Consider the following 12775-nt stretch of genomic DNA (forward strand, 5'->3'; position numbering starts at 1 on the left):
GCTAGTCCAGCGGCACGTCGTTCGGATGCGCGAACAAGGCCCGCATCTGCGGCGACAGCGGCGTGTCCAGATTGATCCCGTGCGGTGGAATGGGCTGCGTGAACCACGTGTCGTACAGCCGTTCGGCGTCGCCGGATACCTGCATCCGGTCGATCACCCGGTTCACCAGCGCGCGCAGCGGCGCGTCGCCTTTACGGAACATGCACGCATACGATTCGCTCATCAGCGGCGTGCCCGTCACGACAAAGTCGGCGGGATGCGGCTGGGTTGCGCGCATGCCGGTCAAAATCGGCTCGTCCATCAGGAACGCCACCGCGCGACCGTCGCGCACCGCCGCGAGCGCCTGCGGATGATCGGGCGCGCTGATGATCCGCATGTTCAGATGCCGGTCGCTGTCCAGCCGACGCACGACCCGCTCGACCGACGTGCCCGCTGTCGTCACGATGGTCTTGCCGGTGAGGTCGTTGAAATCGGCGATACCGCTGTTCCGGCGCACCAGCATGCGCACCGGATACACGAAGAAGCTATGCGAAAACGCCACCTGCGCTTCGCGTTCGCGCGTGTGCGTGGTGGAGCTGCATTCCAGATCGATCTGGTTGTTCAGCAGCATCGGAATGCGCGTGGACGACGTGATCGGCACTTCGTTGACGGTCAGATCGGGCCGGTCGAGCGTTTTCCGGATTTCATCGACGATCTTCAGCGCGATGGCCTGCGAATAACCGACCGTCTTCTCGCCGTCGAAATAGGAAAAAGGCACCGATGCTTCACGCACGCCGAGCGAAATGGCGTTGTCGTCGTGAATGCGTTTGAGCGTGCTGGCCTGATCGTCGGCGAACACGGGGCCGCAAAGGGCGATCGACGCCGCGACGAGTGCGATCAGTGCGAAGGATGTACTGCGGGTCGATAAACGCCGCACGTATCGCGATAGCGCCGACAGCGGTGCGCGCGGGTCTGAGGTGCGACGGGCTGCATTCATCATGGCTCCTGGGCGCGCGTGGCAGCCGTTGCCGGAACGCGTGCCTGACGGGAGGGAGCAAGCGACGCGCCATCGGAGTCGATGGCGCGGTTTCAGCGGTCGAGCCGCATGCAACGTTCGATAAGAGCCGAGCTCACCGAAGCCCGGCAGGCCGAAGCCCGCTTGCCCCCGATCGCCTCAGCCCCGACCTCGGCTTCAGGCCGGTTTGCCCCAGCTGTCGCGCAGGCTGACGATGCGGTTGAACACCGGTTTGCCCGGCTTCGAATCGACGCGATCCGCGACGAAGTAGCCGTGACGCTCGAACTGGTAGCGCTCTTCCGGCAACGCATCGCTCGCGCCCGGTTCCAGATACGCGTTGACGATGCGCTTCGAATTCGGATTCAGCGCGTCGAGATAGTCGCGTCCGCCCGCGTCGGGTTGCGCTTCCTTGAACAGGCGGTCGTAGATGCGCACTTCGGCCGGCACCGCGGTCGCTGCGCTGACCCAGTGAATGTTGCCCTTGACCTTGTAGTTGTTCGCGCCTTCGGTGCCCGACTTGCTATCCGGGAAGTACGTGCAATGGACGGCCGTCACGTTGCCGTTCTCGTCCTTGTCCGCGCCCGTGCATTCGATCACGAAGCCGTAACGCAGACGTACCTTGTTGCCCGGGAACAGACGGAAATAACCCTTCGGCGGCGTTTCGTTGAAGTCTTCCCGTTCGATCCACAGTTCGCGCGAAATCGGGAACGTGCGCGTGCCGCGTTCCGGATGATGCGGATGGACCGGCGCGCTGCATTCTTCGCTCGTGCCTTCCGGATAGTTGTCGATGATCAGCTTCAGCGGATCGAGCACGGCGACGGTACGCGGCGCTTTCGCGTCGAGGTCGTCGCGCAACGCGCCTTCGAACACGCTCATGTCGATCCATGAATCGACCTTCGTGATGCCGATGCGTTCGCAGAACAGCTGGATGCTTTCCGGCGTGAAACCGCGACGGCGTACGCCGACGATGGTCGGCATCCGCGGATCGTCCCAGCCGTCGACGTGACCTTCGGTGACGAGTTGCAGCAGCTTGCGCTTGCTGGTGATCGCATACGTCAGGTTCAGCCGCGAAAATTCGATCTGTTGCGGCAACGGACGCGTGAAGATGCCCGCTTCGGCGAGTTCGTTCAGGATCCAGTCGTACAGCGGACGGTGATCTTCGAACTCCAGCGTGCACAGCGAGTGCGTGATGTTTTCCAGCGCGTCCGAGATGCAATGCGTGTAGTCGTACATCGGATACACGCACCATGTGTCGCCGGTGCGGTAGTGATGCGCGAAACGGATGCGGTAGATGACCGGGTCGCGCATGTTGAAGTTCGGCGACGACATGTCGATCTTCGCGCGCAGCACGTGCTCGCCTTCCTTGAACGCGCCGGCTTTCATGCGGCGGAACAGGTCGAGGTTTTCTTCGACGCTGCGTTCGCGGAACGGCGACGGCGTACCGACTTCGGTGGCCGAACCGCGGTTCGCGCGCATTTCCTCGGCCGACTGGCTATCGACATAAGCCTTGCCGCGCGTGATCAGCAGCTCCGCGAATTCGTACAGCTTGTCGTAATAGTCGCTCGCGTAATAGAGCTGTTCCTTGCCGTCTTTTTCCCACTCGAAACCGAGCCAGCGAACCGAGTCGATGATCGAATCGACGTACTCGACGCTTTCCTTTTCCGGATTCGTATCGTCGAAGCGCAAATGGCACACGCCGCCGTAGCTGCGCGCGACGCCGAAATTCAGGCAGATGCTTTTCGCGTGGCCGATATGCAGATAGCCGTTCGGCTCGGGCGGAAAGCGCGTTTCCACGCGCTGCGTCCACTTACCGGAGCGGTTGTCTTCGTCGATGATATTGCGGATGAAATTGGATGCCGCAGGCGCGTCGTTGCGTTCGGTATTCATGCGAGATGGAAAAGTCCGTAGAGGGCGGGGGTTGCCCCGATAGCCCGTTTGTCTGTCAATTCTACCCGACGTGCAACGGCGGCGTGGACCGAGTGCGGCGCGGACCCAACGGATTCGCGGTGCCCGCTCTGTTGCACGCTGTAACGGGAGGTAAATCGCTTTGTTCGCGCTTGTGCGCCGACGGTACGATCCGACCGGCACGGTGCTGCGCCGCCGCATTCCGGCGGCCGATGAGCCAACAACGCACAACAACTCATTCAGGGCATTGTCATGTTCGATATCAAGGCTGTGAGCCGTTTCTCCAGGGTGGTCGCGCTCGCGGCGCTTTGCGTCAGCCTCGGCGCGTGCGGATCGCTGTCGCGCTCGCAAAAACACGCGGCGATCGGCGCGGGCGCGGGCGGCGCGATCGGCTATGTGCTGACGGGCGGCCCGGTCGGGACGATCGTCGGCGCCGCGGCCGGCGGCCTGATCGGCGCGGGGCATTGGGCTTGCGGCGACGGCATGTGCCGTCGCGCGCCGTCGTGCGCCGTTGTCCGTTGCCTTGCGTGAACCCCCGCCGTTCGGCAAGATTCAGCCCTTAAACCTCCGGAGTGCCATCCGATGGCCGACACCTCGTCCGACGCGCCGTTTTGCGCCGCTTTCACCGTTCAGAATGCTTCGGCCGGTTCCGCCGCCGAGGCGACTTCAGCCGCTTCGGTCGGGTCGTCCACGTCTGACGTTTGTGCCGCGCCGGCCGGGCGCGCAGGTTTCGCGCGGCTGAATCGTCCGCTGGCCGCCACGCTGGCGGTTGCCGCGATACTGTCGGCGAGCGTGCTGCCCGCAGCTCCGGCCATCGCGAAGACGAGCGCGCCGAAACCGGTGCTCGACGGCTCGGCGGTGGCGGTGCCCGATCGTTACGCCGCCGACACCGCGCAGCAGATTTTCGCGGCGGGCGGCAACGCCGTCGATGCGGCCGTGGCGATCGCGTTTTCGCTCGCGGTGACGTATCCGGACGCCGGGAACATCGGTGGCGGCGGCTTCATGACGCTGTATATCGACGGCAAACCGTATTTTCTCGACTACCGCGAACGCGCGCCGCAGCAGGCGACCCGCGAGATGTACCTCGACGGCAAGGGCAACCTGATCGCCGGCATGAGTCTCGTCGGACATCGCGCGGTGGGCGTGCCGGGCACCGTCGATGGCATGTGGGAAGCGCAAAAGCGGTTCGGCAAACTGAAATGGAAGCAGGTGCTGGCGCCCGCGATCAAGTACGCGAACGACGGCTTCGTGGTCGAATCCTGGCTGCAAAAGCGCCGGGACGACGCCGCGCCGAGTTTCTCTGGCAAGACCAATTTCGGCGCGTATTTTTCGAATCTGAAGGTCGGCGCGACGTTCCGCCAACCTGAGCTGGCGCAGACGCTGAGCCGGATCGCGAGCGACGGCGGCCGCGAATTCTACGAAGGGCGCACGGCAGACCTGATCGCGCAGCAGATGTACGGTCACGGCCTGATCACGAAGGGCGATCTGGGCCAGTACAAGGCCGTGTGGCGTCAGCCCGTGACGGCGAACTGGAACGGCTATCAGGTCGTCACGGCGCCGCCGCCGGGTTCGGGCGGCGTCGGGCTGATCCAGATGCTGAAGATGAAGGCCGATCTGAAGCCTGTGTTCGACGGTCTTGCGCTGAATTCCGCGCCGTATATCCACCTGATTGCGCAGATCGAAGACCGCGTGTTCGCCGACCGTCAGCAGTATCTGGGCGATCCCGACGCATACAAGATTCCTGTCGACAAGCTGATCGACGATGCGTATCTCGCGCAGCGTGCCGCCGAGGTCAAGGCCGACGAAGTGCCGGGCGCAACGCCGGTCAAACCCGGTCTTGGCGAGTCGATGCCGGAAAAAGCGCAGACCACGCATTTCTCGGTGGTCGATAAATGGGGCAACGCGGTGTCGAACACGTACACGCTGAACGGGTCGTTCGGCTCGGGCGTAGTGGTCGACGGCGCGGGCTTTCTGCTGAACGACGCGATGGACGACTTCGTTACGAAGCCGGGCGATGCGAACCCGCCCGGCGCGACCGCCAACGACGTCAACACGGTCGCGCCGGGCCGCAGGCCGGCGTCGTCGATGACCCCGACGATCGTGCTGAAGGACGGCAAGGTTTCGATGGTGATCGGCACGCCGGGCGGCTCGCGCATCTTCACGTCGATCTTTCAGGTGATGACGAACCTGTCCGACTTCAACATGACGCCCGCCGACGCGCTCGCCGCGATGCGCTTCCACCATCAGTTGTTGCCGCAAAAAACGATCTACTACGAACCGTATATGCCGATCGGCGGTGAACTGGCGCAGCAGTTGCAAGCGCTCGGGTACACGATCGAGGGTCAGTCGTTCAATGGCGACGTGCAACTGATTCGCGTCGAAGGCACGACCGCGCAACCGGCCGCCGATCCGCGCGGCGTGGGCGTGGCGCGGGTGATGCCGTGAGCGTGCCCGGCCGTTCGCGAATTGGCGCGCTGACGGATACACACACGGTTCTGGTGCTGCCCGGTTACGAGGATTCGGACGAACCTCACTGGCAGACGCGTTGGGAAGCGCTGAATCCGGCCTTCACGCGGGTACAGATGCCCGACTGGATGCATCCCGACCGCGACGCATGGTGTCGAACGCTGGACGCCGCGGTCGCCGCGTGCGCGCCGACGCGTCCGGTGCTGTTCGCGGCGCATAGCCTCGGTTGTCTGACGGTCGTGTTCTGGGCCGCGCAGTATGCAAGCGATGCGCAGCGCGCGAGGGTGGCCGGCGCGTTGCTGGTGGCGTTGCCGGACCCCGACGGCGGCGCGTTTCCCGCCGACGCGTCGGGTTTCGAGCCCGTGCCGATGTCGCGTCTGCCGTTTGCGTCGATCGTGGTGGGCAGCACCAACGATGCGTACGGCGGCGTCGCGTTCTCGGAACGCTGTGCCGACGCATGGGGCAGCCGGCGCGTCGATGTCGGAGCGCGCGGCCATATCAACGGGGAAAGCGGCCTCGCAGACTGGGAAGAAGGGCAGAGCCTGCTGGTTTCGCTGGCGCAAGCGCGCGGCGCTTGAACCGTGACACGTGGTGGACGACGGACGACGGACGACGGGCTCGCGCCGTCCCGTGATCCCGCCGCCTAGATCACCGATCCGTCGCGCAACGCCGCGATCCGCGCGTCGTCGTAGCCCAGCACATCGCGCAAGACCGCGTCCGTATGCTCGCCGAGCGTGGGCGGATGCGTCGCCGCTTGCGGCGGCGTGACGCTCATGTTGACGGGATTGCGCACCAGCTTGACCGTCCCGCCCGACGGATGCGGCAAATCCACCCGCAGACCGCGCGCGATCACCTGCTCGTTCTCGAACACTTCGCCCAGATCGTTGATCGGCCCGCACGGCACGCCCGCTGCCTCCAGCGTGGCGATCCACGCCTGTTTGCCCTGCTGCCGGACCATTCCGGCGAGGATCGGCACCAGCACGTCACGGTTGCGCACGCGCGCCGGATTGGTCGCGAAACGCGCGTCGTCGGCCAGTTCCGGGCAGTGTCCCGCTTCGACGAACTTGCGGAACTGAAGGTCGTTGCCCACCGCGACGATGATCCAGCCGTCGCTGGTCTGGAAGGTCTGATACGGAACGATGTTCGGATGCGCATTTCCCCAGCGCACCGGCGGCGTGTCGCTGGCGAGGTAGTTCGAGTTCATGTTGGCCAGCATCGCGACCTGCACGTCGAGCAGCGCCATGTCGATGTACTGGCCTTCGCCGGTGCGGTCGCGATGCGTGAGCGCGGTCAGCACGGCGACCGTCGAATACATGCCCGTCATCAGGTCCGCGATCGCCACGCCGGCCTTTTGCGGGCCGCCGCCCGGCTGACCGTCGCGCTCGCCCGTGATGCTCATGAAGCCGCCGATTCCCTGCACGATGAAGTCGTAGCCCGCGCGCTGCGCATACGGCCCGGTTTGCCCGAAGCCCGTCACCGAGCAGTAGATCAGGTCCGGTTTGAGCGCCTTCAGCGACGCGTAATCCAGCCCGTACTTCTGCAGTTGCCCGACCTTGTAGTTTTCCAGCACCACGTCGCTTTGCGCGGCCAGTTCGCGCACGATCCGCTGACCTTCCGGCGTGCCGATATCCACCGTGACCGAGCGCTTGTTGCGGTTCGCCGCAAGGTAATACGCGGCCTCGCGGGTATCGTCGCCGTCCGGCGTCTTCAGATACGGCGGCCCCCAATGGCGTGTGTCGTCGCCCACTTCAGGCCGTTCGATCTTGATGACGTCCGCGCCGAAATCGGCGAGCGTCTGCGCGCACCACGGACCGGCGAGCACGCGGGTGAGGTCGAGTACACGGATATGACTGAGAGCGCCCATATTGTTCTGCTGTCTCCTATGTGCTGTGGCAAGCGTGCCGGACCGCGCACCGGTGAGCGCGCAAAGCGGCATCGATGGCTGGCATCTTAAGCGATTCCCGCAGGCCGGCGCAGTCGGCCGGACGGCATAGGATCGACGGCGCTGGTCCAGATGTTTTGCGTCGTCGCGCGGGCCGGAACGGGGTGCCCGGACCTGGCCGGCGCGCATCGGCCCTGGCCGGATGGCCGGCGCCGCTGCCCGGGCCGCCGCGCGGGCGCGCCGATCCCGTATAATCGGGCGTTCAGAATCAATCAGTCAGCAGGCGCATCCGTCGATGACGCCGGACATAGCCAGGACGTCCCCAGCACGCCATGAAAGCCTCCGAAATCCGCGAGAAATTCCTCAAGTTCTTCGAATCGAAGGGCCATACGATCGTCCGTTCGTCGAGCCTCGTGCCCGGCAACGACCCGACGTTGCTCTTTACCAATTCGGGAATGGTGCAGTTCAAAGATGTGTTCCTCGGCGCGGAATCGCGTCCGTATTCGCGCGCCACGACCTCGCAGCGCAGCGTGCGCGCGGGCGGCAAGCACAACGACCTCGAAAACGTCGGCTATACCGCGCGTCATCACACGTTCTTCGAAATGCTGGGCAACTTCTCGTTCGGCGACTATTTCAAGCGCGACGCGATCCACTACGCGTGGGAACTGCTGACGGGCGTGTATCAACTGCCCAAAGACAAACTGTGGGTCACCGTCTATCACGAAGACGACGAAGCGCACGACATCTGGGCGAAAGAAGTCGGCGTGCCGGTCGAGCGCATCATCCGCATCGGCGACAACAAGGGCGCGCGTTACGCGTCGGACAACTTCTGGCAGATGGCCGACGTCGGCCCGTGCGGTCCGTGCTCGGAAATCTTCTACGACCACGGTCCGGACGTGTGGGGCGGCCCGCCGGGATCGCCCGACGAAGACGGCGACCGCTACATCGAGATCTGGAATCTCGTGTTCATGCAGTTCAGCCGCGACGCGCAAGGCAACATGACGCCGCTGCCCAAGCAGTGCGTCGACACCGGCATGGGCCTCGAACGTATTGCGGCCGTGCTCCAGCACGTTCACAGCAACTACGAAATCGACCTGTTCCAGGCGCTGATCAAGGCAGCGGGTCGCGAGACCGGCGTTGAAGATCTGACCAACAATTCGCTGAAGGTGATCGCCGATCACATCCGCGCGTGCTCGTTCCTGATCGTCGACGGCGTGATTCCGGGCAACGAAGGCCGCGGCTACGTGCTGCGCCGTATCGTGCGCCGCGCGATCCGTCACGGCTACAAGCTCGGCCGCAAGGGTTCGTTCTTCAACCGGATGGTTGCGGATCTGGTGGCGCAGATGGGCGACGCGTATCCGGAACTGAAGGAAGCGGAACAACGCGTGACCGACGTGCTGCGTCAGGAAGAAGAGCGCTTCTTCGAAACGATCGAGCACGGCATGTCGATTCTCGAAGGCGCGCTGGCCGATCTGGACGCGAAGGGCAGCAAGACGCTCGACGGCGAACTGGCGTTCAAGCTGCACGACACGTACGGCTTCCCGCTCGACCTGACCGCCGACGTCTGCCGCGAACGCGAAATGACGGTGGACGAAGCCGCGTTCGACGAAGCCATGGCGCGTCAGCGCGACCAGGCGCGCGCGGCCGGCAAGTTCAAGATGGCGCAGGGCCTCGAATACTCGGGCGCGAAGACCACGTTCCACGGCTACGAAAACATCGTGTTCGACGACGCGAAGGTCATTGCGCTGTATGTGGACGGCGCGTCGGTGCAACAGGCCGCGCAAGGCCAGCAGGCGGTCGTCGTGCTCGATCACACGCCGTTCTACGCGGAATCGGGCGGTCAGGCGGGCGATCAGGGCTTGCTCGCGAACGCCGCCGTGCGCTTTGCTGTCGCCGATACCCTGAAGGTTCAGGCTGATGTCGTCGGTCATCACGGCACGGTCGAACAGGGCTCGCTGAAGGTAGGCGACGTCGTGAAGGCGGAAATCGACACGATTCGCCGCGCCCGCACCGCGCGCAATCACTCGGCCACCCACCTGATGCACAAGGCATTGCGTGAAGTGCTGGGTTCGCACGTGCAGCAGAAGGGCTCGCTGGTCGACGCCGACAAGACCCGTTTCGACTTCGCGCACAACGCGCCGATGACCGACGAACAGATCCGTCAGGTCGAAGCCATCGTCAACGCGGAAGTGCTGGCGAACGCGCCCGGCATCGTACAGGTGATGTCGTACGACGAAGCGGTGAAGGGCGGCGCAATGGCGCTGTTCGGTGAAAAGTACGGCGACGAAGTGCGCGTGCTCGACCTCGGTTTCTCGCGTGAGCTGTGCGGCGGTACGCACGTGAACCGCACCGGCGATATCGGTCTGTTCAAGATCGTGATGGAAGGCGGCGTCGCGGCAGGTATCCGCCGCGTCGAAGCCATCACCGGCGACAACGCCGTGCGTTTCGTGCAAGACCTGGATGCGCGTATCAATGCGGCGGCTGCCGTGCTGAAGGCGCAACCGTCGGAACTCACGCAGCGCATCACCCAGGTTCAGGATCAGGTGAAGGCGCTGGAAAAAGAACTGGGCGCGCTGAAGTCGAAGATGGCGTCGAGCCAGGGCGACGAACTCGCCGGTCAGGCCATCGACGTATCCGGCGTGCAGGTGCTGGCCGCAACGCTCGAAGGTGCGGACGTGAAGACGCTGCGCGAAACGGTCGACAAGCTGAAAGACAAGCTGAAGAGCGCGGCGATCGTGCTGGCGTCGGTTGACGGCGGCAAGGTCAGCCTGATCGCGGGTGTGACGCCGGACGCAAGCAAGAAGGTCAAGGCGGGCGAACTCGTGAACTTCGTCGCGCAGCAGGTCGGCGGCAAGGGCGGCGGTCGTCCGGACATGGCGCAGGCTGGCGGCACCGAACCGGCAAACCTGCCGGCGGCGCTGGCAGGCGTGCAAGGCTGGGTGGCCGCGCAGCTTTGAGCGCGTAGCGTTTTCAGGTGATCTGGCGCACGTGGCAATCCGCGTGCGCTGATAAAAAAGCCGTGAGTCCGACAGGACTCACGGCTTTTTTTGCTTTGTGCGCTGCGACCGGCCCCGGCATCGAAGCCGAATATCCCGTTAGACCGGCACGGCACTGACGCCGACATCGTCGGTCACCGTTTTTTCCGTTTCCGGCTGTAGATTCCCGTTCTCGACCAGCGCTCGACGCAACGCATTGAGCGCCGCCGAAAAATGCCCGCGACGCCAGATCAGCAAGGTCTCGATCGGCGCGAGATCGTCGAGCGGATGAACCGCGACCTCACGCGTTTCGTTCATCAGGCCGAGCACCGAGCGCGGCGCCACCGCCACGCCCGCACCCGCCGCGACACACGCGACGATCGCGTGATACGAGCCGAGTTCCAGCACGCGGGCCGGCCGCAAACCGTTCTCGATGTACCACTTCTCGACATAAGTCCGGTACGCGCAACCCTGCTCGAACGCAATCAGTGTGGACAGCGCGATATCGCCTGCCGCGCGGATCGGCCGATGCCCGCGCGGCGTCAGCATCACCAGTTCTTCACGAAACACCGGCACGCTTTCGAAGATGTCGCCCAACGACGAGCGCACATCGAGCGGCGTCGCGACCAGCGCCGCGTCCACCTCGTACTCGCGCACGAGATCGATCAGATGGCCGGTCGTGCCGGTTCGCAATTCGAGCGCAACGTCCGGCCACGCCTGGTGATACTGCGCGAGCAGCGCCGGCAGACGGCTTGCCGCGACGCTTTCCATCGTGCCGAGCCGCAAACGGCCTTGCGGCCGGTCGTCGCGGACCGCGTGGCGCGCTTCGTCGGCGAGTGCCAGCAGGCGTTCGGCATAGGGCAGCAGCGTTTCTCCTGCGGGCGTCAGCACGAGCCGCCGGCCGTCGCGGATAAACAGTTCGGTGCCGAGTTGTTCCTCGAGCTGCTTGATTCGCGTCGTCACGTTCGATTGAACGCGGTTGAGCTTCGCGGCAGCGCGCGTGACGCCGTTTTCGCGGACGACCGCGCGAAAAATCGTCAGGGCGGCGAGATCCATGATTCTCTCCGGGCGATGAATGTGATCTAAATTATTCATTTTTCGTGATCGAAAGGTCAAGCTAAGATGAAATGACCGATTCCACCGCGCCCGACCGGGGCGCAGAAGACGACGCCCGATGACCGACCTTCCCCATACCGCCGACACGTCGGCGACGCACGCCGCGCGGACCGCCGCCAGTTCCGCGCTGAACGATCATCCGCACAGCGAGCGCGGCGCCGCCCGCCGCGCCGCGCTCGGCTGCGCGATCGCGCTGGCGGTTGCGCTCGGCATCGGCCGGTTCGCGTTCACGCCGCTGCTGCCGTTGATGCTGCACGGCGGCATGATCGACATTCGCCACGGCGGCTGGCTGGCTTCGGCGAACTACGCCGGTTATTTCGTCGGCGCTGTCACCTGCGCGGCGTTGCGCATCCCGCACGCGCGGATGGTGCGACTCGGCCTCGTCGTCACGACTGTGTTGACGCTGTCGATGGGCGTGACGTCGGCGTTCTGGTTCTGGGCCGTGGTCCGCTTCGTCGGCGGCGCGGTCAGCGCGTGGACGTTCGTGTTCGCCTCGCAGTGGGGATTGCGGCGGCTCGCGTTGCTCGGCGCGCATGGGTGGAGCGGGGTGATCTATACGGGGCCGGGCGTCGGTATCGTCGCGACCGGTTTGCTGGTGAGCGTCGCGGGCGGCATGGGTGCGAACGCCGGCTGGATCGGCTTCGGCGTGATTGCGCTGTTGCTGTCGGCGCTGGTCTGGCCGGTATTCGTCGATGATCGCGCGGCGGCGGTGAGCGGCGCGCTCAATGCGTCTTCGAACGCCACGGCCCGGGCACATCCCGCGACTTCGTCCCCGACGCAAACCCATGCCGATCCCCATCGCGCCGATGCGTTCTGGCTTGTCGTGCTCTACGGCATTCCCGGCTTCGGCTACATCATTACTGCCACCTTCCTGCCGGTGATCGCGCGTCACGCGTTGCCGGGTTCGAGCTGGCCCGACCTCTTCTGGCCGATGTTCGGCGCGGCGCTGATCGTCGGCGCGCTGGTCGCTGCGCGTTTGCCGTTGCACTGGGACAACCGCAGTCTGCTGGCCGGATGCTACGTGGTGCAATCGGTCGGCGTCGCGCTCGGGATGATCTGGCCGAGCGCCGGTGGTTTCGCAATGGGCAGCGTGCTCGCCGGCCTGCCGTTCACGGCGATTACGCTGTTTGCGATGCGCGAAGCGCGCCGCTTGCGAGGCGATCACGCGGCCGGTCTGATGGGCTATGCGACCGCCGCATACGGGATCGGTCAGATTGCCGGTCCGCTGGTCGCGGCGCCGATCGCCGCGCACACCGGTTCATTCTCACCGGCGTTGTGGATTGCAGCAGGATCGTTGATGGTCGGGGCTGCCGGGTTGATGGCGGTGGTGAAGATGCCACGTCGGCAGGACGGGCCGCCCGATTGCGGGTGCCGGTAGTTCGCATGCGTGCAGCGCATGCATGCATCAAACGCATGGTTCGCGACGGCGATTCGCGC

The 12775-nt window shown here is 64.9% G+C and carries 9 protein-coding genes; 5 read left to right on the forward strand and 4 right to left on the reverse strand.

Annotation, left to right across the window (positions count from 1 at the left end; genetic code table 11):
- Position 1 precedes the first annotated feature (1 nt).
- Both PW947_RS25475 and PW947_RS25480 read right to left on the reverse strand, forming a co-directional pair.
- Positions 2–979: a transporter substrate-binding domain-containing protein gene (locus PW947_RS25475; protein WP_299635154.1), complete on the reverse strand. Its 978-nt coding sequence runs from the start codon at positions 977–979 to the stop codon at positions 2–4.
- A gap of 192 nt (positions 980–1171) precedes the next feature.
- The gene (locus PW947_RS25480; protein ID WP_299635155.1) at positions 1172–2881 is read right to left on the reverse strand and encodes a glutamine--tRNA ligase/YqeY domain fusion protein; all 1710 of its coding nucleotides are present in this window, start codon (positions 2879–2881) and stop codon (positions 1172–1174) included.
- Between the two features lie 270 nt (positions 2882–3151).
- Between PW947_RS25480 and PW947_RS25485 the strand changes: the two genes are divergently transcribed.
- Genes PW947_RS25485 through PW947_RS25495 form a run of 3 tightly spaced genes read left to right on the forward strand, consistent with a single transcriptional unit; the run spans position 3152 to position 5943 of the window.
- Positions 3152–3430: a YMGG-like glycine zipper-containing protein gene (locus PW947_RS25485; protein ID WP_299635156.1), complete on the forward strand. Its 279-nt coding sequence runs from the start codon at positions 3152–3154 to the stop codon at positions 3428–3430.
- A gap of 51 nt (positions 3431–3481) precedes the next feature.
- Positions 3482–5344: a gamma-glutamyltransferase gene (gene ggt, locus PW947_RS25490; protein ID WP_299635157.1), complete on the forward strand. Its 1863-nt coding sequence runs from the start codon at positions 3482–3484 to the stop codon at positions 5342–5344.
- Complete coding sequence (locus PW947_RS25495; protein WP_299635158.1) at positions 5341–5943, forward strand: alpha/beta hydrolase; 603 nt, start codon at positions 5341–5343, stop codon at positions 5941–5943. The genes ggt and PW947_RS25495 overlap by 4 nt, the downstream gene beginning before the upstream one ends.
- A 65-nt stretch (positions 5944–6008) precedes the next feature.
- On the opposite strand, the gene PW947_RS25500 is transcribed toward PW947_RS25495, so the two are convergent.
- Positions 6009–7229 (reverse strand): CaiB/BaiF CoA-transferase family protein, encoded by a 1221-nt coding sequence (locus PW947_RS25500; protein WP_299635159.1) that lies wholly within the window; start codon positions 7227–7229, stop codon positions 6009–6011.
- Positions 7230–7579: 350 nt separating this feature from the next.
- On the opposite strand from PW947_RS25500, the gene alaS reads away from it, so the two are divergent.
- Positions 7580–10204 carry an alanine--tRNA ligase gene (gene alaS / locus PW947_RS25505; RefSeq protein WP_299635160.1) on the forward strand — a complete coding sequence of 875 codons (2625 nt, stop codon included), beginning with the start codon at positions 7580–7582 and terminating at the stop codon, positions 10202–10204.
- Positions 10205–10342: 138 nt separating this feature from the next.
- Here the strand turns inward: alaS and PW947_RS25510 are convergent, their stop codons facing one another.
- The gene (locus tag PW947_RS25510) at positions 10343–11278 is read right to left on the reverse strand and encodes a LysR substrate-binding domain-containing protein (protein WP_299635161.1); all 936 of its coding nucleotides are present in this window, start codon (positions 11276–11278) and stop codon (positions 10343–10345) included.
- A gap of 118 nt (positions 11279–11396) precedes the next feature.
- Here PW947_RS25510 and PW947_RS25515 point away from each other — a divergent pair, with 118 nt between their 5' ends.
- Positions 11397–12716 (forward strand): YbfB/YjiJ family MFS transporter, encoded by a 1320-nt coding sequence (locus PW947_RS25515; protein WP_299635162.1) that lies wholly within the window; start codon positions 11397–11399, stop codon positions 12714–12716.
- Positions 12717–12775: the final 59 nt, after the last annotated feature.

The organism is Paraburkholderia sp. (assembly GCF_028283785.1).
GTDB lineage: Bacteria > Pseudomonadota > Gammaproteobacteria > Burkholderiales > Burkholderiaceae > Paraburkholderia.